Consider the following 21,004-nt stretch of genomic DNA (forward strand, 5'->3'; position numbering starts at 1 on the left):
TGGGCGAATCCCCAACCCGGGAACCGATACCTGACCACCGGATACGGCAGGAAAACCCTTGGACCAGCGCAGTTCCCGCGCGGGATGTCCCACCTACCAAGATCACGGCCGTCCCACCGGACGCCTGACTACAGGAGCGATAGATGACAGGGAACAAAGCCGTTGCCTATAAGGAAGCCGGCAAGGTAGAAGTAATCGACATTGACTACCCAACGTTCGAGCTCAAGGATGGGCCCGGGGTTAATCCCGCCAACGTTGGACGCCCGGTCAACCACGGGGTAATCCTCAAAACGGTGGCCACGAACATCTGCGGCTCGGACCAGCACATGGTCCGCGGCCGCACCACCGCCCCACCCAACCTGGTGCTTGGCCATGAGATCACCGGCGAAGTGGTGGAGGTGGGCCGCGACGTTGAATTCATCAAAGTGGGCGACCTCTGCTCGGTGCCCTTCAACATCGCCTGCGGCCGCTGCAGGAACTGCAAGGAACGCAAGACGGGCATCTGCCTGAACGTGAACCCGGACCGGCCCGGCAGCGCCTACGGCTACGTGGACATGGGCGGCTGGGTTGGCGGCCAGGCGAACTATGTCCTGGTGCCTTACGCGGACTGGAACCTGTTGAAGTTCCCGGACAAGGACCGGGCCATGGAGAAGATCCTGGACCTGGCCATGCTCTCGGACATCTTCCCCACCGGTTTCCACGGCGCGGTCACGGCCGGCGTGGGCGTAGGTTCCACCGTTTACGTGGCCGGAGCCGGTCCCGTGGGCCTCGCAGCGGCCACCAGCGCACACCTGCTGGGTGCCGCCGTCGTCATTGTTGGCGACATGAACGACGGCAGGCTGGCGCAGGCCCGCAGCTTCGGCTGCGAAACCGTGGACCTGACCCAGGGTGATCCGAAGGACCAGATCGAGCAGATCCTGGGCGTGCCCGAGGTGGACTGCGCCGTGGACGCGGTGGGCTTCGAAGCGCGCGGCCATGGCAAGGGAGCGCAGGAAGCACCCGCGACCGTGCTGAACACGCTGATGGACATCACCGCGGCGGGCGGGGCGCTGGGCATCCCCGGCCTGTACGTGACAGGTGATCCGGGCGGCATTGACGAGGCAGCCAAGAAGGGGTCGCTAAGCCTGAGCCTCGGCACCGGCTGGGCGAAGTCGCTGAGCTTCACCACGGGCCAGTGTCCGGTGATGAAGTACAACCGTCAGCTGATGATGGCCATCCTCAACGACCGGGTCAACATCGCCAAGAATGTCAATGCGAAGGCGATTCCGCTGGAGGAGGCGCCCAAGGGCTACGCCGAGTTCGACGCCGGCGCGGCCACGAAGTACGTCCTCAATCCCAACGGCTACCTCAGCTGACGGGACGGCGGACGGAGACGCCCCCAGGGAACCGCGTTTGCGGAAATAAGGGCTGCCCGGGCCGGGTTAGGCTTGGCACGGGCAGCACCAACCGCTAACAAAGGAGTACCCCTTGAGTGACATCACCGTCCGCCACAACCCCGGGCGCGAGCGCTTCGAGATCCTGGACGCCGGCAACGTGATCGGCAAGGCGGCCTACAAGGAATACGACGGCGGGGAGTCGCCGCAGCGGATTTTCTACCACACGGTCATCAACGAGGAATACGGCGGGCAGGGCCTGGCCGGCCAGCTCGCCACGGCTGCCTTGGACAGCACGGTCGAGTCCGGCAGCCGCATTGCGCCGGTGTGCCCGTTCATCAAGAAGTTCCTGGCCAAGCACCCGGAATACTCGGCCAGCGTTGTCGCCGTCACCCCGGCCCACCTCGAATTCCTGGAGGGCGCGCTGGCTGCCCGGACCCGCGCCTAGAACCGCATCCGACGCGCAGAATGGTTTTCGAGGCGCACATTTCCTGGCGCGCCCGGAATATGGTGCGCGTGAATCGATACGCGCGTCGAGGAGTTGCTTGCGTGTCGTGAAGACCACCGCGGAACACCCCGCAAGCCTTCAGGAAGCTCCCAACCTCCGGTGATTTAATCAGCATCTGTCAGCGCGGCTCAACGCCGGGCTGACGTTGCTTGTGATTGCCGAAGCGGGACAGGAGCCCTTGTATGTCCGTGCACCCCGTGGTGCCTAAACCAGGCCGCGGTGCCCCGCAGCCCGCGCCTGGCAAGCCACCGTCCAGCAGGCGGGAGGGCCACGGGCGGCTGCTTTTCCTGGCCCTGGCCGTGGTGCTGGTCATCGTGGGCACCATCACCCTCGCAGTGGTGCGGTCCGAGCCGCCGACGGGCACCGTTGCCCCCACCCAGCCGGCGGTACCCGCTGCGCCGGTGGCGGCAGCCCCGGCGACGTTGCAGGACAGCGTGGACAACATCCTCAGTGAGGCGGATGAATACCGCATCGGGCTGGCGCTCGCCGACGTGTCCGGCGGAGCGGAACGGACATTCGGGGACCAGGACACCTTTACCGCGGCCAGCACGGCGAAGATCCTGACGGCCGCTGCCTACTACCACCTGGTGGAGAACGGGCAGGCGAGCCTGGATGAACCCATGGGGGACTATGACGCCGCCTTCCAGCTCAAGGCCATGGTCAATGACAGCAACAATGATTCCTGGCTGCTGCTCATGGACGCCGTAGGCTACCCGCAGCTGATTGCCTACGCGGACTCGATCGGCGTCACGTACGACCCCGAACAGAACCTGCTGACCGCCGCCGACATGGCCCTGATCCTGAAGAAGCTGTACGCCGGGGAGCTCCTGGATGGGGACCACACCCAGCAGCTGCTCAGCTATATGCAGGACACCAACAACGAGGACCTCATTCCTGCCGGGTCGCGGTCCGGAGTGGATGTGCACCACAAGTACGGGGAAGTCTCCGGTGAGCTGCACGATGCCGCCCTGCTTAGCTACCGCGGTTCCACCTTTGCGCTGGTGATCTACACGGAGAACCGCGAGGGCGTTGCCGACGACGGCCAGGCCCAGGTGATCCGGGACCTGACCCGGGCGGTGGAGGACGCCCTCTTCCCGGTGGGGCTGGCGAGCAAGTAGCCAACACCGCGCCCCAAGGGGGTCTGCCAAGTCGCCCGCACCGGAAGCCATGCGCCAGACTGTTACCGTGAGCAACAAACCCCGGACTTCCCTGGCCGTCGCCGGCCTCAGCCTGGGCACGGCACTGAACCCGCTGAACTCGTCCATGATCGCCGTTGCCCTGGTGGTCCTGCGCGCCGATTTTGGCCTCGACGTCGCTGCCGTGACCTGGGTTGTCACCTCGTTCTACCTGGCATCGGCCGCAGGGCAACCGGTCATGGGCCGGCTGGCGGACCGGTTCGGGCCCCGGCGGATGTTCCTGCTGGGCATGGGGCTGGTGGCCGTCACCTGCGCCCTGGCCCCGCTGGCGCCGAACTTCGCTCTGCTCTGTGTGGCGCGCGCGGTCATGGCGCTGGGCACCGCCACCGCCTATCCCAGCGCCGTGGTGATGGTGGGGGCGCTTGCGCACCAGGCCAAGGTGGACACCGCACGCCCGCTGGGGCGGCTGCAGATGGCCAACACGTCGGCGGCTGCGGTGGGGCCTGTCGTCGGCGGCCTGCTGGTGGGCCTGGTGGGCTGGGAGTCGCTGTTCCTGATCAACGTCCCCCTAGCGTTGGCGGCGCTGTTGATCGTCCGGCAGGCCGCACCGCCGGACAAAGTCAGGGAGCGCGGCAGCGTCGCAGAGCTGGTCCGCGATTCGGACGTTCCCGGCATCGCGGGATTCATCGGTGCGCTCCTGCTGGTCATGATGGCGGCGCTCAATGTGGCGCCGGCCTACCGCTGGTGGATGCTCGCTGGGGGTACCGTCATCGCGGCGCTGTTTGCCTGGCGGGAGCTGCGGTTTGCCAAGCCATTCCTGGACCTGCGGCTGCTGGGCGGGAACAGGCCGCTGATGCTGGTGTACCTGGCCTTCGCTGTGTTCAGCAGCGTCTACTATTTTGTCTTCTTCGGCCTCCCGCAGCTGCTGCAGGAAGCCGGTGGTTACGATCCCGGGGTGGTGGGCCTGCTGATGCTGCCCCTGGCGGGCATGTCCGTGGTGGCCACCCCGTGGGCCGTCTCCGCGATGGGGCGGTGGGGTGTCCGGCGGGTGCTGCTCACCGGCGTCGTGCTCCTGACCGTGGTGGCGGCACTCATGTGGCTCCTGACCGGGACACTGGCCATCCCGGTGGTGGTGGTGCTGACGGCGCTGATGGGCATCCCGTACGGGACGGTGAGCATCGCCACGAACCAGGGCATGTTCGTCTCCACCCGGCCCCAGGAGCGCGGCGTTGCCGCCGGGATCTACCAGACCTGCCGCTACGTGGGGGCGATCACCGCAACCGTCATGATCGGTGTGTTTGCCGCCGGCGGGGTGCACCAGGACAGCTGGCTGCGGATGGTGCTGGCCATGCTGGTGCTGTGTGCCGTGACGTTCGGGATTTCCGTGTTCTGGCGGCAGCGGAAGGCGTAGCCGGCCCGGTGGAAGCATCCGGTGAACCCCTATGAAGCGTCCGGCGGGCGTGCCATGCTGGCCGGATGGGAAACATGATGGCTCTGGGCAATGCCGCAACGTCCGTCCAGGCGTACGTCAGTGAACCGGCCGCGGCTCCCAGGGGCGGGCTTGTGGTGGTCCACGAAGTGTGGGGGCTTGTCCCGCAGACCAAGGATGTGGCGGACCGTTTTGCCGCGGAAGGCTACGTGGTGGTCGCACCGGACCTGCTGACCGGAGCCGGGGGAGTGCCGGATCTCAGCGGAGAGCTGCAGGCGGCTGCCTTTGATCCGCAGCAGCGCAGCGATGCCCAGCCGCGGCTGCGGAAACACATGGCACCGATCCGCGCACCGGAGTACGCCAAGCACGCGCTGGCCGCCCTCCGGGTGTGTTTCGACCATCTGGAAGGCCTGCCCGGACTGGCGGGGCGGGTGGCCGCGACCGGCTTCTGCCTGGGCGGCACCTACACCTTTTCCCTGGCGGTTGCCGAACCCCGGCTGCGGGCCGCCGTTCCGTTCTACGGCCACGCTGACTTCAGGGACGCGGAGCTGCGCGCCATCAACTGCCCCGTCCTGGCCTTCTACGGCGGGCAGGACAGCGCCCTCATGGAGGAGCTGCCCGGGCTGAAGCGGCAGATGCGGGCTGCCGGGGTGGATTTCGAAGCCGTCGTGTATCCGGGAACCGGGCACGCCTTTTTCAACGACACCAACAGGTACACCTACAACGCTGAGGCCGCCGAAGACTCATGGAGGCGTACGCTCGCCTTCCTCGACCGGAACCTCAGCGTGTAGGTGCCCGCCGGGCGGTCACGGGCAGCGGTACACCTCGTGGTTGTACCCGCGGCCGTCCCCGGCTTGCTGGCTGTCCTCCCGGTCCGTGCATCCGCCGGTGGTTTGCGCGTAATGCAGGCCCACTTCGATGGATACGCCGTCCTGCTCGAGGCTGTGGGAGCTCATGCGCGTCCGGGTGGTGGTTCCGTCGCCCGGATCTGTATCAACCCAGTTGCTGAAGGTGGAGCTGGAACGGATGCCGCTCGGAGTCAGGACCGTTTGGCACACCTCTTGATTGTCCTGGCAGCCGCTTGTCCGGTCGACGTCCGCGCCGCCGCTGCCCGCAGCCTGTGCGGGCGCCGCGACGGCTGCAGCAGCAAAGGCCAGGGCGGCGGCTAGAAGGGTGGTGCGCTTGGTGAACATGGTCGTCCTGTCTGCCGGGTGGGGCTGCATGGTGCCTTAACTGTGTCGGTGACCCACGTCCTGCCCTAGGGCCATTGGTCCCCGGAGGCGGCTGCTGCTACAGGCGCAGCCAGGCAGCGTTGTCCGGCTGCAACCACCCGTCCTGTTCCAGCGGGAAGGCGCTGAAGAGTACGACGCCGGCAGGCAGCCGGGCGGGGGCACTCCCCATGGCGACCGCCACCAGGAAGCAGGGGCTGCGTTGGCACAGCAGCAGGCCACCTTCCTGCAGGCGCCATGTGCCGCCGTCGTTCACGGTGAAGGTGCCGTCTGCCCAAAGCCGGCGCCGCAGGGCGATGGCCTGCCTGGCCAGGGCAAGGTGGGACCCCGGGTCCCGTTGTTGGCGCTCAACGGCGCGGGTGCCCCACCCGTCCGGAGTGGGCAGCCAGGACGGAGCCCCGCCGACAGCTGAAAAGCCGTGGCTGCCCGCGGGGTCCTCCGTCCACGGGAGGGGAACGCGGGCACCGTCGCGGGTGACGCCGCCGCGTGCCCACATCGGGTCAACGCGCGCCTCCTCCGGGACGTCCACCTCGGGAAGCCCCAGTTCCTGGCCCTGGTAAATGTACGCCGCTCCCGGAAGGCCGAGAAGCGCCACCAGTGCAGCACGTGACCGCCTCGTCCCTTGCAGGCCGCCACCGAAACGCGTCACGGATCGGACGATGTCGTGGTTTTCCAGGGCCCAGGTGGGGGCTGCGCCGTGCAGCTTCCGTGCCTCCTCAAGCTCGGTGCCAACCTTCGCCCAGGCGGCCGGGTCCCAGCCCAGTTTGACGAAGGCGAACGCGAAGGCCTGGTGCATTTCATCTGCTCGGGTGTAGCGGGCGGCCCTGGCCGGTTCGAGGTTCACTTCGCCCACCAGCAGACGGTGCGGCTGGTACTTTTCAGCCAGCCTCCGCCAGCGGCGGTATACCTCATGCACCTCCTCCTGGTCCGAAACCAGCGGATTGGACCGCAGGCCGTCCACCACCGGGCTGGCCGACGGCGCGTCCGGCATTCCGTCGGCCTTGAACAGGGCGTGCGCCACGTCGATCCGGAGGCCATCCACGCCCTTGTCGAACCAGAAGCGCAGCACTCCTTCGAAGTAGTCGCCCACCTCAGGGTTACGCCAGTTCCAGTCAGGCTGCCCGGACGAAAACAAGTGCAGGTACCACTGGGTGTCAGTAGCCGAACCAGGGTTGGCGCGGGACCACGCCCGGCCGCCGAAGACGCTCTGCCAGTTGTTGGGCGGGAGGTCGCTGGGGGAGTCCGGGGAGGAACTGCGGCCTTCCACGAAATGGAAGAGCTCGCGTTCCGGTGAGCCCGGGCCGGCGGCCAGGGCCTGCTGGAACAGCGGATGTGCGGATGAGCAGTGGTTGGGGACCACGTCCAGCAGGACCCGCAGGCCCTGGCCATGCGCTTTATCCAGCAACTGATCGAAGTCCGCCATCGTGCCGAACAGCGGATCAACCCCGCAGTAGTCACTGACGTCGTAGCCCTGGTCCACCTGTGGGGAGGGCTGGAAAGGGGTCATCCATATCCCGTCCACGCCAAGGGAAGCGATGTACGGCAGCCGTTCACTCAGCCCGGGGAGGTCGCCTACGCCGTCGCCGTCACCGTCCGCGAAGGACCGGGGGTACACCTCGTAGATGACGGCGGAATCCCACCAGTCCCCGCTCACTTCCCGGCTCCAGCGGTCAGGCCTTCCACGATCCGGCGCTGGAACACCAACACCATGACCACCAGGGGGATGGTGACGATGACGCCGGCGGCCATCTGCTCGCCGAACGGCGCCTGGAACTCGGTGGCGCCGGTGAACTTGGAAATGGCCACTGTGGCGGTCTGGATCCTGGGGTCGTTGATCATGGACAGCGCAATGATGAACTCGTTCCAGCTGTGGATGAAGGTCAGGATCGCGGTGGTAAACACGCCCGGCGCGGCCAGCGGCAGCAGGACCTTCCGGAACGCCTGCCACTTGGTGCAGCCGTCGATCATGGCGGCTTCCTCAAGGTCGAAGGGCAGCTGCTTCATGAAGGTGGTGAGGTTCCAGACGGCCAGCGGAATGGCGAAGGACAGGTTGGGGATGATCATGGCCTGATACGTGTTGATCCAGCCCAGGTCCGTGAAGAAACGCAGCAGCGGCACCACCACGGAGATCCCCGGGAACATGGACGTGGCAATGATGACGCCGAGGATCACCGATTTGAACCGGAAGTTCAGCCGGGAGATGGCGTAGGCGGCGAAGATGCCCAGCACCAGGGCGGCCACCGTGGTCACGCCGGCAACGATCAGGCTGTTCAGCAGCGCCTGTCCGAACATGGTGGAGCCGTCGAACACCTTGGTGTAGTTCTCCAGCGAGAAGGGGTTCGGGAGGAGGGTGTTGTCGAAGATGTCGGCGGTGCGGCGCAGGCTGGAGACGATCATCCAGTAGAACGGGGCCAGGCAGTAGACGATGATCAGCACCAGGCCCGCGTAGACGGAGTAGGAGCGCCAGCCGCGTTTCTGCCCGGTCCTGGCAGGAGCGCCCGACGCCGCGGTCCCGGCTTTGGAGAGCGCCCGGAGGTCTGTGATGGTCATTGGGCGGCCTCGGCTTTCTGGATGCGGTCTGCCTTGCGGGCACGGCGTTTGGCGCCCAGCTGCTTCGCCCCGGTGATGTCGGCGCCCAGCACCTTGACGAACACGATCGCCACGGCCGCGACGTAGAGGATCAGGATGACGGCAAAAGCGGATGCTGAGCCGTACCGAAGCTGGTTGGACTCGTCCCAGGCAAGCATGGACAGTGTTTCCACCGACTGCTTGCCAGGGCCGATGAGGACGAAAGGCAGGTCGAACATGCGCAGCGCGTCGAGCATGCGGAACAGCACGGCCACCAGCAGGGTGGGCTTTACCAGCGGCAGCGTGATGGCACCCAGTTGCCGCCACCAGCCGGCGCCGTCGATCTTGGCGGCCTCGTACACTTCGTCCGGAATGATCTGCATGCCGGCCAGCGCCAGCAGGCCGATGAAGGGAGCCGTCTTCCAGACTTCCGCGACGATGACGGCAACCTTGGAGGCGGCTCCCTCCGCGGTCCAGAGGATTTCGCTGCCCAGCAGGGTGTTGGCGATGCCGTCGGACTGGAAGATCCAGCGCCACAGCAGGCCGGACACCGCCGTGGGGACGGCCCATGGCACCAGGATGCTGGCGCGGAGGAAGGACCTGCCCTTGAAGGCCCGGTTCATGGCCAGTGCCAGGGCCAGGCCCAAAACGGTCTCCAGCAGCACGGTGGTGACGGTGAAGAAGGTGGTGTTGCCGAACGCGTTAAAGAACTGCTGGCCGGCTTCGCCCGAGAAGAGGTCCGCGTAGTTGGCCAGGCCAACGAACGCTTCCCCTTCGGTGACGTAACCGTCAGCGTCCAGCCCTGACTGGGCCCGGTACAGGGACTGGTGGATGGCCGAAATGAGCGGGTAGGCGATCACCAGCGCCAACACCAGGAGCGTGGGGGAGAGCAGCAGGGCCGCCATCCGGCCTTCGCCCGGGGTGCGGCCCGCGCCGGGCGGCCCGTTCAGTGTCCGGTTGAGGGTTGCGGAGCTTGTCATTTCGAGGAGATCTCTTTGAGCTTGGACTGCATGTCCGCCAGGGCGGCGTCGGTGGTCTTCTGGCCGGTGATCGCGGCGTAGGCCTCTTCCTGGATGGCCTTGGTGGTGGCGCCGTACTGGACCACCTTGGGGCGGGGCTGGGCGTTCTGCAGGGACTCAAGCAGGTTGGGGAAGAAGGGGCGCTTGGCGACGACGGCCTGGTCCTGGTAGAGGTCGGCGTAGGCGGGTGCGCGGGAGCTCAGTTCAAGGCGCTTCCTGGCCTGTTCCTCGCTGGTGAAGAACTTGATGAACTCCAGGGCCGTGGCCTTGTTGGGCGTGAAGGGGGAGACGGCCAGGTTGCGGCCGCCCAGGGTGGAGACGCCCGGGCCGTCGGTTCCGGGGATGGAAGTGATGCCGAACTTGCCGGCCACCTTGCTGGAGCCGTCCGTGGCGCTCAGGGAGGCGTAGACGAAGGGCCAGTTGCGTAGGAACACCAGTTTGCCGTCCTGGAACGCGCGGCGGCCCTGTTCCTCGAGGTAGGTGATGGCGTCCGAGGGGAAGAGGCCTTCCTTGAACCCGTCAACCAGCAGCGACAGGCCCTTCTTTGCTTCGGGGGTGTCCACCGTGGGCTTGCCGTCGGCGTCAACCACGCTGCCGCCGGCGGAAGCCACTGCCTCGGAGAAGTTCACGGTGAGGGCTTCGTTCTTGTCGAACTGGCCCGCGTAGCAGGACATGCCGGCCGCTTCAGGCAGGGCCAGGATCTTCTTGCAGGCGTCCTTCATTTCGTCCCAGGTCTTGGGCGGGGCGGCAACTCCGGCGGCGGTGAGCAGGTCCTGGCGGAAGTAGAAGAGCGCACCGTCGGTGTAGTACGGCGCACCTACCAAGGTGTCCCGGTATTTGGCGGCGTTGACGGTGGCGGGGATCATCTTGTCCGTGGGCACGGCGTCCGCAGGCAGCGGCAGGACCCACTTGTTGGCGGCGAACTCGGAGTTCCACACCACGTCGAGGTTCAGCACGCTGAACGTGTCCGACTTGATCTGGGCATTCTGGATCAGCTGCTGGCGCTGCTGGTCCGCGGAGTCGGGGAGTTCGATGAAGGTGACCTTTTCGTCCGGGTGGGCCGCGTTCCATTCCTCGATGCTCTTGTTGGCGGCACCGGAGGCATCCCGGGAGGAGACGTAGTTGATGGGGCCCTTGCCCTCGAACGCCGCGGCCGGGCTGCTGCTGGCTTTTGGTTGGGGTGAGGAACCTCCGCAGGCCGTGAGCCCGGTGGCGACTGCCGTGACGAGTGCGGTGGTGGTGAGAAGTGTCTGCCAAGTGCGGCGGCGCTGCCTCATGTGATGCTCCTTCTGGGGATATTTGTGATGCGAATCAGGGGTTGCGGGCATGGAGAAGTACGACGACGGCGGCACGGAGATGTGCCGGGCGTTGCCTTGGGTGGGGGAGTGCGTGCGGTGGCTGGTCAGGTGGTGGGCGGCGGCGCGGTGGAACCGCGCTCGATGAGCCGGTGGGGCATGATCTTGGGTCCGAGGTCCCGCGCGCGGAGGAGTTTGGTTACGGCCATCCGTCCCATCTCCTCAAGCGGCTGGCCCATGGTGCTCAGCGGCGGGTGCACGTGCAGCGAGGTGGAAGTGTTGTCGAAGCCCAGGACGGAGACGTCCTCAGGCACTTTCCGGCCCCGCCTCTGGAGTTCGTTGACCACTGCGGCCCCCATCTCGTCGCTCACCGCGAAGATGGCAGTCAATCCGGGATCCTGAGCCAGGAGTTCGTCCAGTCCGGCCGCCCCGCTTTCGTAAAAGAAGCTGCCGGTGGCCGTGACCGGCGTACATTTTGCCTCCTGCATGGCGCGGAGGTAGCCGCGCTCGCGGGGCTTGGCCACGAAGACCGAGCCGGGATCTCCCGCCAGTAAGCCGATGCGGCGGTGCCCTATCCGCAGCAGGTGGCGGGTTGCGTCGTAGGCTGCCTGTTCGTCATCGATGGCAACACTCGGCGACCCGGATTTGTCGCTGATGGCCACGGAGATGATGGGGATGTTGGGTCCCAGCAGCTGCCGCGTTTCCTGGGTAATGACCGCGGAGATGAGGATGACCCCGGCGGACCGGTAGGTTCGCAAGGTTCTCAGGTAGCCGGCGATGAAGGCGGACTTGGCCCCGGTGCGTCCCAGCATGACGGCGTAGCCGCGCTCCTGGGCTTCCTGCTCGACGCCCTGCATGACCTTGGAGGCGAGGGCATCCGAAACCATCGGCGCGAGGAGCCCGATCACTGAAGTCTGGCGGGTCTTCAGGCCCCGGGCCAAGTAATCCGTTTCGTAGCTGAGCTTCCGGACGGCGGCCACGACGCGTTCCCGGGTTTCGTCCGAGTACCCTACGAGGCCATTGACGACGCGGGAAACGGTGGCAGGGGACACTCCGGCATGTTGCGCCACGTCCCTGATGGTTACCACTGTTTCCCTTTCCCGCCGGTGCTCTGTGGCACGTACGCAAACGGTTTACGAAAACGGTTGCGTGAAGTGCCTCAACAACAGTAAATGGACAAGGAACGGAACCGCATGCGTTTCGTAAACGCCGCCCAGGCAGTGCCGCCGCCCCTCCAAGCCGCGTGCCGCCGTCGTACTCCTACCCGGGCCGGTCGGTGGCCGGGGTGACGCGGACCCGTGCGATCCGGAGCCTGTCCATGCTCAGGACCGTCAGCACATAGCCGGGGACCTGCACGCGGTCGCCCGCCCGTGGAAGGCGTCCCAGCCGGTCCATGATGAATCCCGCCACTGTCTCATAGTGGCCCTCGGGCAGTTCTATTCCGGAGGCTGCCCTGAACTCCTGCAGGATCAGGCCGCCGTCGACGTCGATGGTTCCGTTGGCGACGCTGACGCGGTCCTCGTGCTCGGCGCCGGTGTCGTACTCGTCGTAGATTTCGCCCACAAGCTCTTCCACCAGGTCTTCGAGCGTCACCACACCGTCCGTGCCACCGTACTCGTCCACCACCAGCGCAATGTGCTGGTTGACCTTGCGCATCCGGGACAGCGAGGGCAGCACCCGGTTGGTGCCGGGCAGCGCCAGGATTTCCCTGGCAATGGTGCGCACCGGGCGCCGGTCCTGCGCCTCATCGCGGGGCATGAGGTCACGGATATGCACGAACCCCAACACGTCGTCCGGACCTTTCCCGATGACGGGGAACCGCGAATACGGACCATCCCTGACCATGCTCCGGGCATCGGCGATGGTGGTGGCGCCGTCGATGAACGTTACTTCCGTACGTGGGCGCATCACCTCCTGAAGTGTCCGGTCGCCTGCACCGAACACGTCGGCCACGATGCTCCGGCTGCTTTCCTCCAGCAGTTCGCTTTCCGCCACCATGTCCCAGAGTTCTTCAGAACTGATGCCCTCCCGCCTGGCCCGCGGGTCGCCGCCGAGGAGCCGCACCACGGCGTCCGTCGAGACGGACAGGAGCCAGATGACCGGCCGCATTGCCCTTGAAAACGCAATCAGCGGCGGAGCCAGGATCCTGGTGAAGACCACCGGCCGTTGCAGCGCCAGCCGCTTGGGCGCCAATTCACCCAGGACCAGGGACAGGTAGGCAACCAGCAGGGTCATGCCGATGAAAGCCATTGGCCCTGCCGCCGCGCCCAGCCCGGCGGCCTCCAGCAGGGGGACGACGCCGGGCGCTATTTCCGAGGCGCCATAGGCCGCGGAGAAGAACCCCGCAAGGGTGACCCCGATCTGTACGGTGGAAAGGAACCGGTTGGGGTTGCGCGCCAGCTCGGCAGTCCGGACTCCGCGGGGGCCGGACTTCTCGATCCGGCGCACCTGGCTTTCCCGCAGGGACACGAGGGCCATCTCAGCCGCTGCGAACACGCCGCCCAGCAGCACGAAACCCAGAACCAAAGCGATGTTGACCACGGCGCCGCTGTCCATGACATGACACTACAGAGCCGGGGCGCGCTTGGCGCTGCGTCAGGACACTTACGTCAGGACACTTATGTCAGGACCGGGGGGTGCGCGGCCGGAGCCGGAGTGCCTGCATGCCCCCGTCGACTGCCAGGTCCACGCCCGTGGTCGAACCGGCGAAGGGGCTGGCCAGGTATGCGATGGCAGCAGCGATTTCCTCGGGGGAGACGAGCCGGCCGTGGGGCTGGCGCGCCTCCAGTGCGGCGCGCTCTGCCTCCGGGTCCGCCGCTGCGGACAGGAGCCGGCCGACCCAGGGCGTGTCAGCCGTCCCCGGGTTGACGCAGTTGACCCTGATGCCTTCCTGCAGGTGGTCGGCGGCCATGGCCAAAGTCAACGACAGCACAGCACCCTTGGTGGCGCTGTACAGTGCCCGCTGCGGGAGGCCTGCGGTGGCTGCTACGGAACAGGTGTTGACGATGGCCGCGTGCTCCGACTGCCGCAGGTGGGGCAGTGCCGCCCTTGAGACGCGGACCATTCCCAACACGTTGATGTCGAACACCCGGTGCCACTCGTCGTCGTCGTTGGCCTCGATGGTGCCCTGGGCGCCCACCCCGGCGTTGTTGGCCACGACGTCGATCCCGCCCAACTGCTGCGCAGCTTCTTCAATGGCCTGGCGGACGGAGGCATCGTCGGAGACGTCGCAGTGGATGGCCTTTATCCCTGCGGGTGCCTGGTCCGGGTTGAGGTCCAGCACGGCGACCGAGGCGCCCCGCTCCTGGAGAAGCTTCGCCGCCGCCGCGCCGATGCCGGATGCCCCGCCCGTGATAACTGCCTTGAGTCCAGCAAACTCCATTGTTTGATCCTTTCGATGGCGGGCTGCCTAGCCCTGGAAGAATTCCTGCCGCTGGCGGCCAAGCCCCGCCACTTCAAGTTCGACGACGTCACCGGCCTTCAGGTAGGGGAAGCGCCCGGACAGGGCTACTCCCTCGGGGGTTCCGGTGCAGATGAGGTCTCCAGGCTCGAGGACCAGGAATTGGCTGAGGTCATGGATCACCTGTTCCACCCCGAAGATCAGGTCGCGGGTGGTGGAGTCCTGGCGGAGTTCACCGTTGACCCAGCTGCGCAGCGGCAGGTTCCCGGCATCCACCTCGTCAGGGGTGACAAGGTAGGGGCCGGTGGGGCAAAAACCCGCGCAGCTCTTGCCTTTGGACCATTGGCCGCCGGACACCTCAAGCTGGAAGGTGCGCTCGGACAGGTCGTTGACGGTGACGAACCCGGCAATGTGGTCACGGGCCTGTGCCGGGGAGTCCAGGTACGAAGCGCGGCGGCCAATGACCACCCCCAGTTCCACTTCCCAGTCGGTCTTGGTGGAACCACGGGGGATGGCCACCGCGTCGAAGGGACCTGCCACCGTGTTGGGAGCCTTGTGGAAGATGATCGGGACCGAAGGCGGGGCGGAGCCGGATTCAGCGGCATGCGCGGCGTAGTTCATGCCGACGCAGATGACGGAGGAGGGCCGGGCAATCGGAGCGCCGATGCGTGCCCCGTCGACGGCGAGTTCGGTTAATTCCCCGGCTTCGAGCGCGACGGCCGCGCGTCCCGGACCGTCGGATTCCCAGAAGCCGGCGTCTATATCGGCCGCCAGCTGCTCCAGGGAGTAGTACTTCTTGTCGTGCAGCAGGGCGGGCACTTCCTTGCCCGGGGCACCTATGCGCGCAAATTGCATTGTTCCTTCTCTTCTCAATAGGGGTGGGCTGTGCGGTCAGGTAATGAGCCCGCGGTCGCGGAGGTCGGCCCAGAGCGCGTCCGGCACTTTCTGGGAGGCCAGGTCGAGGTTTTGCTGCACCTGGGCCGGCGTCCGCATGCCCAGGACGACGCTTGTCACGGCCGGGTGCTGGTACGGGTACTGGAGGGCGGCCGCGGGAAGCGTGGTTCCGTGCAATTCGCAGATGTCCGCCAGCAGGTTGGCCCTGTCCAGCAGGTCCTGCGGGGCAGGTGCGTAGTTGTATGTGGCGTTGGCGGCCGGCCGTTCCTTGGACAGCAGTCCGGAGTTGAAGACGCCGACGTTCACCACCCCGACCCCGCGTTCGATGCATGCCGGAAGCAGGTCCTGTGCGGCTCCCTGCTCCAGCAACGTGTACCGGCCGGCGAGCATGACCACGTCGATGTCCGTCTCGGTGACGAAACGGTGGAGCATCCCGGACTGGTTCATGCCCGCGCCCCACGCGCCGATCACGCCTTCGTCGCGGAGCGCGGAAAGGGTGGGTGCGGCTCCCTCGACGGCTTCGGTCCAGTAGTCGTCGGGGTCATGGATGTAGACGATGTCGATCCGGTCGGTGCCCAGCCGCTGCAGGCTTTCCTCGATGGAGCGCAGCACGCCGTCCCGGGAGTAGTCCCGAACCCTGTGGAGCTCGTCCGGGACGTCGAACCCCTCGGTATCCGTGCCCTGCGGGGACGGGTTGGGCCGGAGGAGCCGCCCGATCTTGGTGCTGAGCACGTAACTGTCGCGGTCCAGCCCGGCCAGCGCCGCACCAAGGCGGCGTTCGGACAGCCCCAGCCCGTAGTGCGGTGCGGTATCGAAGTACCGGACGCCGCCCTCCCACGCCGAGGTGACGGCGTCGAGCGCTTCCTGCTCCGGCACCTGCCGGTAGAGATTGCCGATGGGCGCCCCGCCGAAGCCGAGTACCGGCAGCTGGACGTCCGTGTCCGGGATGGTGCGGGTTTCTGCTTGCATTTTCAGTCCTTCTCCTGGTTCGTGGGTGGCTGTCGTGGCGGCGGTTGAAGCTGATAGATGCGGGTTGCCGTTCCGTGCAGGACACTTTTGCGCTCGCCGTCGGACGCGCCCACCATTGCCTGTTCCACAATGGTGAGCCACTCCTGGTAGGCGGGCTGCCCGGTGAGGGAGACGGGCCAGTCGCTGCCGACCATGCAGCGCCCGGCTCCGAAAAGGTCCAGCGTTTCGCTGACAAAGGGTGATGCCTGGGGCGCCAGCGGCCGGTTCGGGTCCGCCTCCGCGCCGGCCCCGGAGATTTTGACGACGACGTTGGGGCGCCTTGCAACTTCCCGCATGCCCGTACGCCACATCGCTTGATCCCCGCGGGCGACGGGAGGTTTGCCCATGTGGTCCAGCACAATCTGCAGGTCGGGGACGAGGCCGGCAAACTCGGCCAGGGCCTCAAGCTGCGGGGCGCGGATGCAGGCGTCAAACACCAGCCCGGCACTGGCTACTTGCCGTGCCCCCGCCAGCGTTGCCGGATGCAGCATGAACGACTCATCCCGGTCCTGGAAGAGCTGCCGCACTCCACGGACCAGGGGCCGCTCCAGTAATTGGTCGAGATCCGCCGCCACCGCGTCCCCGCGGCTGATGGCGGCAAAGGCCACGATCCCGGCCAGTTCCGGCCAACCCGCCCGGAGCCCGGTCACCCAGTCCACTTCCTTCAATGTCTGGTCGTCACGGCAATCGGCCTGCACGAAGACCGCTGCACTGGTGCTGGCCCCGTGGTGCGGAAGATCGTCCGGGAGGAACGGCTTGTTCAGGCCGGGGGCGTCGGCCAACCAGGCGTAGTCGAGCACAGCGGGGTCCCAGACGTGGACGTGTGCGTCGATCACCTGCAAGGAGGATGCTTCCATCAGGCGGTACCGTCAGGCCGGACCCCGATGGTCAGCAGCAGGTTCGCGTAGTGCCGGGTGTCACCGCTGGCGATGACAACGGCGACGTCGGGCGACCGAGCGGCGTCGTAAAACCCAAAGCGTTGATGGGAGGTGATGGGAACCGCGGTGCCCAGCGCCTGCTGATAGCCCCTGACCGCCTCCGTCCAGTTTCCATCAGGCGGCGTCATCACCGCTGCCGCTTCGAGAGGAACGGCGTCGACCAGCACTTCGAGGATCTGGTCGATGGTGAGCAGGCCGGGCCTCAGGTTCAACGCGATGCGCCTGGCGGATGCCGGTGCTCCCGTGTTGTGGGGGTAGTTGGCGTCGGCAACCAGAATCTGCGACCCATGGCCGGATTCGGCGAGGGCAGCAAGCAGGCCGGGATGCGTAAGGGTGTAGTTGATCATGGCTGTTTCCTACCCTTCTCCTGCCCGCACGCTCGCGAAGGCAACGGCTTGGCCATCGTGGGCCTGCCGCCATGCCGTTTCCGCCCGGCCGGCTTCTGTTCCGGCCCAGTAGCTGCCGCGGGGAAAGGCGTATTCCTGTAGGGTCTGCTCCTTGAGCTCTGCCGAATACCCCGGATTGGCAGGCATGACATAGGCGCCGTCCTTGACGAGGCAAGGGTCCACGAAATGTTCGTGCAGGTGGTCAACAAATTCGGTGACCCGTCCGGTAAGGTCCCCCGAAACGGCGATGAAATCGAAGATGGACAAATGCTGGACCAGCTCGCACAGGCCCACTCCGCCGGCGTGGGGACACACCGGGATACCGAACTTGGCCGCCATCAGCTGGACCGCGAGTACTTCGTTGACACTGGCGAGCCGGCAGGCGTCCAGCTGGCAGTAGTCGATGGCCCCGGCCTGGAAGAGTTGCTTGAAGAGGACCCGGTTCATGCCGTGCTCGCCGGTCGCCACTCCGATCGGCTGCACTGCCCGGCGGATCTCGGCGTGGCCCAGCACATCATCGGGGCTGGTGGGTTCCTCGATCCACAGGGGGTTGAATTCGGACAGCTGCTTCACCCAGTCAATCGCCTGGGGAACGTCCCACACCTGGTTCGCGTCGATCATCAGGTTCCCTTCGGGTCCCATGACCTCGCGGGCGATGCGAAGGCGCCGGATGTCGTCCTCCAGCGAGGCACCTACTTTGAGCTTGATGTGGCGGTACCCCTGGTCCACCGCCTCCTGGCAGAGCCGCCGGAGCTTCTGGTCGGAGTACCCGAGCCACCCTGCGGATGTGGTGTAACAGGGGTAGCCGTCGCGGGTCAGCTGGCGGAGCCGTTCGTCCCTGGACGGGACGAGGCGGGCCAGGAGGTTCAATGCTTCGTCCCGGGTCAGCGCGTCCGACAGATACGTAAGGTCGGCAGCATCGACAATCTGTTCAGGCGTCATGTCGACCAGGAGCCGCCACAGTGGCTTGCCCGCCCGCCGGGCTGCCATGTCCCATACGGCATTCATCACGGCACCAAGTGCAAGGTGCTCCACGCCCTTTTCGGGTCCGAGCCAGCGGAGCTGCGAATCGCGTTTGAGGCTTCGATACGTCCCTCCCAGGTCGATGCAGATTGCATCGGCGTCCAGCCCCACAAGGGGACGGGCCCGGAGTTCCATGGCGGCCGCGCAGATGTCATTGCCCCGGCCGATGGTGAAGGTAAACCCGCATCCGTACACTTCGGGGTTGTCGGTCTTCAAGATGATGTAGGCGGCGGAATAGTCCCCGTCCTTGTTCATGGCATCCGAGCCGTCGGCCGAGAGCGACGTCGGAAAGCGCACGTCGAACACGTCAAATCCGGTGATCTGTGGCAAGGTGAATCCTCTCGATGAGGCTGCGAGAATGACGCTGCGGCGGCGGCGCAAGCGTCATCAGATGTATTTGGAAGTATTTGATGAGAATATAGGACTTGGATAGCTTTTCCAAGCAATTCATCGGATGAAAGTGGAGCGGTTAGTGGAAACCCAAACTGACGGAACAGAAAGAAGGGCGGCATCCATGACCAACGGAGCCGCCCATGGTGCGATGTCGCAGACTGACGTCGTCATTTCGGGCGTGAAACGAATGCTCTCCTCCCGCCGTCTGCGGCCGGGGGATCGGCTGCCCATCGAGAAGGACCTCGCCGCGGAACTGCAGGTCTCCAGGGGGTCCCTGCGCGAAGGCGTGCGGGCCCTGTCTGTCATGGGAATCCTGGAAACACGGCAAGGTGCCGGCACGTTCGTCACCCGCCTGGAGCCCGCCGCCCTCCTCTCCGCCATGGAATTCTGGGTGGGTCTGCAGGACGGTGAGCGCGCGAATCAGGTGCATACGGTCCGCAGGGCGCTGGAGACCGAGGCTGCTGCCGCCGCGGCCGTCCAGATCGGCAAAGATCAGCTTGACGAAGCAGAACGCATTCTGGAACGCGCGCATGCCGCTATTCAGGCAGAACCTATCCAGCACGAGGCTGCAATGCAGTGCGACGTCGAGTTCCACCGCCTGATCGCGCAGGCATCCTCCAACCACGTACTGTCCGCGCTGATCGAGACCGTGTCGAGCAACACCATAAGGGGGCGCATGTGGCGCTCCCTTCACGACAACGAGGGTCTGCAGGCCACGCACCGAGAGCACCTTGGCATTCTGGAGGCGTTGCGCGGGCACGACGCAGATCGCGCCAGGACGCGGATGGCCAACCACCTATATGCCGTAGAGGACTATGTGACGGCCATCCCTGAACCGGCCCTTGAGGACCGGGGTGGCGATGCGGCGGGAGTTATGGAGGGCGGGAGCAGCGCCCGCTAGACGAATATTCGTCAGACCTTGTAGAGCAATACGGCAGTAAAAGGCTGGCTCTCACGGTTCTTGAGGGGAAATTAGCATAAAAGATCAGATGAATCCTTGACTTCCCGACGAGGGCAGGGTCATTCTGTTGGAACAAAGGTTGCGGAAACCCATCGGGAAAGCGACCAGACGCCGCAGGGCAGCCTTTGTCCCCAGCTAATGAAAGGACATTCATCGTGTCGATCAACCGCGTTACCGGCAGGCTGTTGACAGCGGCCGCGGTGGCAGCCCTCGCAGTGGGCACCCTGAGCGCCTGTGGTTCAAGCGCAGGTTCATCATCCGGCGGGGGCAAGGAAGCCTCCTCCATGTACACCTGGATCAGCAATGAAAACGACCGTGCCCAATGGCAGGCCTTCGTGGACGCGGCGAAGAAAAAGGACCCCGGTTTCGACCTCACGCTCGAAGGCCCCAGCTTCAACGACTACTGGACAAAAGTGAAGACGCGCCTATCCAGTTCCGGCGCACCCTGCATCATTACCACGCAGGCAGCCCGCGCCCAGGAGCTCAAGGACCTGACCGTGCCGCTTGATGACATGGTCAAGAGCAACAACATTGACGTGTCCATGTACAACAAGGCGATGATCGATGGCTTGACGGTTGACGGAACCCTCCGCGGCATCCCGTATGACGCTGAACCTGTGGTCCTCTACTACAACAAGGATCTCCTGGCCGCAGCGGGCGTAAAGGAACCAACGCTCAATTACACCACCACCCAGTTCACGTCCGACCTTAAGGCACTCACAAAGGATGGCGTCACGGGTTTGGCCGTTCCGCCGGGCTTCGGCGCCGGCCCGGGCCTGCCCTTGGCCTTTGCCAACGGCAATGAACCGGTCAAAGACGGGAAGCTGGACCTGACCAACCAGGGTTTGGTGCGGGACCAGCAGTTTGCCTTTGACCTCGCCGCCAAGGAAAAGGTCGCCAGCGCTCCCCAGGCGTCGGACGGCAGCGATGTCCCGGAGCAGCAGTTCATGAGCGGGAAGGCGGCCATGATCATTGACGGTCCGTGGATGTACGACACACTTACCACCAAGACGCAGGGCAAGGTCGGCATCGCCGTCATTCCTTCGACATCGGGACAGGGTATCGGAATGATCCAAGGCTCCGCCTTCGCCATCGCGGCGTCCTGCAAGGACAAGGAAACGGCCTTCAAGAACATCATGAAGATTACGACCCCTGAGGTTGTTGGAGCCGTCGGCGCAGCGCGCGGGACGGTGCCGTCCGTGGAATCCGCCGTCAAGGACTGGGCCGGAAACAAGCCCGCGGCCGACGTCGCCGTGGTCGAAGCCCTGCTGAAGTCCGGGCGCCCCCTGGTGACCACGCCCACCTGGAACCAGGTGGAAACAAATTTCACTCAGTACTCCGGCGACGGGTTCAGGGGCAGCAAGTCAGCCCAGGAAATCCTTTCCACCATCGCCAACTCAGCCAAGTAATCCTCCCGGGGCGGGCTCCGGCCTGGAGCCTGCCC

At 65.8% G+C, this 21,004-nt stretch carries 20 protein-coding genes; 7 read left to right on the forward strand and 13 right to left on the reverse strand.

Annotated elements, in window-relative coordinates:
* The first annotated feature begins 143 nt into the window (after positions 1-143).
* The 5 genes from fdhA to RM50_RS08200 all read left to right on the forward strand — a co-directional run bounded on the left by fdhA (position 144) and on the right by RM50_RS08200 (position 5,237).
* Positions 144-1,355, forward strand: a complete 1,212-nt coding sequence (fdhA, locus tag RM50_RS08180; RefSeq protein ID WP_043451622.1) for a formaldehyde dehydrogenase, glutathione-independent — start codon at positions 144-146, stop codon at positions 1,353-1,355.
* A 112-nt stretch (positions 1,356-1,467) separates the two neighbouring features.
* Positions 1,468-1,821 (forward strand): GNAT family N-acetyltransferase, encoded by a 354-nt coding sequence (locus RM50_RS08185; RefSeq protein WP_043451624.1) that lies wholly within the window; start codon positions 1,468-1,470, stop codon positions 1,819-1,821.
* 242 nt (positions 1,822-2,063) lie between these two features.
* A complete protein-coding gene (locus RM50_RS08190) occupies positions 2,064-2,999 on the forward strand; it encodes a serine hydrolase (protein WP_043451625.1) in 936 nt (311 codons plus the stop codon).
* A 67-nt stretch (positions 3,000-3,066) separates the two neighbouring features.
* The gene (locus RM50_RS08195; RefSeq protein ID WP_240471911.1) at positions 3,067-4,428 is read left to right on the forward strand and encodes an MFS transporter; all 1,362 of its coding nucleotides are present in this window, start codon (positions 3,067-3,069) and stop codon (positions 4,426-4,428) included.
* A gap of 65 nt (positions 4,429-4,493) precedes the next feature.
* Positions 4,494-5,237: a dienelactone hydrolase family protein gene (locus tag RM50_RS08200; protein ID WP_043451630.1), complete on the forward strand. Its 744-nt coding sequence runs from the start codon at positions 4,494-4,496 to the stop codon at positions 5,235-5,237.
* Between the two features lie 15 nt (positions 5,238-5,252).
* Here the strand turns inward: RM50_RS08200 and RM50_RS08205 are convergent, their stop codons facing one another.
* From RM50_RS08205 to RM50_RS08265, 13 genes are all read right to left on the reverse strand, one after another.
* Positions 5,253-5,639: a hypothetical protein gene (locus tag RM50_RS08205; protein ID WP_043451631.1), complete on the reverse strand. Its 387-nt coding sequence runs from the start codon at positions 5,637-5,639 to the stop codon at positions 5,253-5,255.
* Positions 5,640-5,736: 97 nt separating this feature from the next.
* Positions 5,737-7,329, reverse strand: a complete 1,593-nt coding sequence (locus tag RM50_RS08210; protein WP_043451633.1) for an alpha-amylase family glycosyl hydrolase — start codon at positions 7,327-7,329, stop codon at positions 5,737-5,739.
* The gene (locus RM50_RS08215) at positions 7,326-8,225 is read right to left on the reverse strand and encodes a carbohydrate ABC transporter permease (RefSeq protein ID WP_082007012.1); all 900 of its coding nucleotides are present in this window, start codon (positions 8,223-8,225) and stop codon (positions 7,326-7,328) included. The genes RM50_RS08210 and RM50_RS08215 overlap by 4 nt, the downstream gene beginning before the upstream one ends.
* Positions 8,222-9,223: a carbohydrate ABC transporter permease gene (locus tag RM50_RS08220; RefSeq protein WP_082007013.1), complete on the reverse strand. Its 1,002-nt coding sequence runs from the start codon at positions 9,221-9,223 to the stop codon at positions 8,222-8,224. Before RM50_RS08220 ends, RM50_RS08215 begins: the two co-directional genes overlap by 4 nt.
* The gene (locus RM50_RS08225) at positions 9,220-10,539 is read right to left on the reverse strand and encodes an ABC transporter substrate-binding protein (RefSeq protein ID WP_043451634.1); all 1,320 of its coding nucleotides are present in this window, start codon (positions 10,537-10,539) and stop codon (positions 9,220-9,222) included. The genes RM50_RS08220 and RM50_RS08225 overlap by 4 nt, the downstream gene beginning before the upstream one ends.
* Before the next feature lie 125 nt (positions 10,540-10,664).
* Entirely contained in the window at positions 10,665-11,645 is a 981-nt protein-coding gene (locus RM50_RS08230; RefSeq protein WP_043451635.1) for a LacI family DNA-binding transcriptional regulator, read from the reverse strand.
* A 172-nt stretch (positions 11,646-11,817) separates the two neighbouring features.
* Positions 11,818-13,113, reverse strand: a complete 1,296-nt coding sequence (locus RM50_RS08235; protein WP_043451637.1) for a hemolysin family protein — start codon at positions 13,111-13,113, stop codon at positions 11,818-11,820.
* Between the two features lie 67 nt (positions 13,114-13,180).
* Entirely contained in the window at positions 13,181-13,939 is a 759-nt protein-coding gene (locus RM50_RS08240) for an SDR family NAD(P)-dependent oxidoreductase (protein ID WP_043451640.1), read from the reverse strand.
* A 27-nt stretch (positions 13,940-13,966) separates the two neighbouring features.
* A complete protein-coding gene (locus RM50_RS08245; protein ID WP_043451641.1) occupies positions 13,967-14,812 on the reverse strand; it encodes a fumarylacetoacetate hydrolase family protein in 846 nt (281 codons plus the stop codon).
* A 36-nt stretch (positions 14,813-14,848) separates the two neighbouring features.
* Entirely contained in the window at positions 14,849-15,820 is a 972-nt protein-coding gene (locus RM50_RS08250) for an aldo/keto reductase (RefSeq protein WP_043451642.1), read from the reverse strand.
* Positions 15,821-15,822: 2 nt separating this feature from the next.
* A complete protein-coding gene (locus RM50_RS08255; protein WP_240471913.1) occupies positions 15,823-16,716 on the reverse strand; it encodes an amidohydrolase family protein in 894 nt (297 codons plus the stop codon).
* Complete coding sequence (locus RM50_RS08260; RefSeq protein WP_043451644.1) at positions 16,716-17,144, reverse strand: RbsD/FucU domain-containing protein; 429 nt, start codon at positions 17,142-17,144, stop codon at positions 16,716-16,718. The genes RM50_RS08255 and RM50_RS08260 overlap by 1 nt, the downstream gene beginning before the upstream one ends.
* A gap of 9 nt (positions 17,145-17,153) precedes the next feature.
* Positions 17,154-18,536 (reverse strand): L-fuconate dehydratase, encoded by a 1,383-nt coding sequence (locus RM50_RS08265; protein WP_043451646.1) that lies wholly within the window; start codon positions 18,534-18,536, stop codon positions 17,154-17,156.
* A 184-nt stretch (positions 18,537-18,720) separates the two neighbouring features.
* On the opposite strand from RM50_RS08265, the gene RM50_RS08270 reads away from it, so the two are divergent.
* The gene (locus tag RM50_RS08270; protein ID WP_052260050.1) at positions 18,721-19,500 is read left to right on the forward strand and encodes a FadR/GntR family transcriptional regulator; all 780 of its coding nucleotides are present in this window, start codon (positions 18,721-18,723) and stop codon (positions 19,498-19,500) included.
* A 215-nt stretch (positions 19,501-19,715) separates the two neighbouring features.
* Positions 19,716-20,969: an ABC transporter substrate-binding protein gene (locus RM50_RS08275; RefSeq protein WP_240471914.1), complete on the forward strand. Its 1,254-nt coding sequence runs from the start codon at positions 19,716-19,718 to the stop codon at positions 20,967-20,969.
* Positions 20,970-21,004 lie beyond the last annotated feature (35 nt).

The sequence above is a fragment of the Pseudarthrobacter phenanthrenivorans genome (genome assembly GCF_000813845.1).
GTDB lineage: Bacteria > Actinomycetota > Actinomycetes > Actinomycetales > Micrococcaceae > Arthrobacter > Arthrobacter phenanthrenivorans_B.

Bases quoted from the DNA above. Each gene is read 5' to 3' on its own strand.
- fdhA (WP_043451622.1), top strand. From the start codon at position 144: ATGACAGGGAACAAAGCCGTTGCCTATAAGGAAGCCGGCAAGGTAGAA.
- RM50_RS08190 (WP_043451625.1), top strand. From the start codon at position 2,064: ATGTCCGTGCACCCCGTGGTGCCTAAACCAGGCCGCGGTGCCCCGCAG.
- RM50_RS08200 (WP_043451630.1), top strand. From the start codon at position 4,494: ATGGGAAACATGATGGCTCTGGGCAATGCCGCAACGTCCGTCCAGGCG.
- RM50_RS08205 (WP_043451631.1), bottom strand. From the start codon at position 5,639: ATGTTCACCAAGCGCACCACCCTTCTAGCCGCCGCCCTGGCCTTTGCT.
- RM50_RS08215 (WP_082007012.1), bottom strand. From the start codon at position 8,225: ATGACCATCACAGACCTCCGGGCGCTCTCCAAAGCCGGGACCGCGGCG.
- RM50_RS08220 (WP_082007013.1), bottom strand. From the start codon at position 9,223: ATGACAAGCTCCGCAACCCTCAACCGGACACTGAACGGGCCGCCCGGC.
- RM50_RS08225 (WP_043451634.1), bottom strand. From the start codon at position 10,539: ATGAGGCAGCGCCGCCGCACTTGGCAGACACTTCTCACCACCACCGCA.
- RM50_RS08235 (WP_043451637.1), bottom strand. From the start codon at position 13,113: ATGGACAGCGGCGCCGTGGTCAACATCGCTTTGGTTCTGGGTTTCGTG.
- RM50_RS08240 (WP_043451640.1), bottom strand. From the start codon at position 13,939: ATGGAGTTTGCTGGACTCAAGGCAGTTATCACGGGCGGGGCATCCGGC.
- RM50_RS08245 (WP_043451641.1), bottom strand. From the start codon at position 14,812: ATGCAATTTGCGCGCATAGGTGCCCCGGGCAAGGAAGTGCCCGCCCTG.
- RM50_RS08250 (WP_043451642.1), bottom strand. From the start codon at position 15,820: ATGCAAGCAGAAACCCGCACCATCCCGGACACGGACGTCCAGCTGCCG.
- RM50_RS08255 (WP_240471913.1), bottom strand. From the start codon at position 16,716: ATGGAAGCATCCTCCTTGCAGGTGATCGACGCACACGTCCACGTCTGG.
- RM50_RS08260 (WP_043451644.1), bottom strand. From the start codon at position 17,144: ATGATCAACTACACCCTTACGCATCCCGGCCTGCTTGCTGCCCTCGCC.
- RM50_RS08270 (WP_052260050.1), top strand. From the start codon at position 18,721: ATGACCAACGGAGCCGCCCATGGTGCGATGTCGCAGACTGACGTCGTC.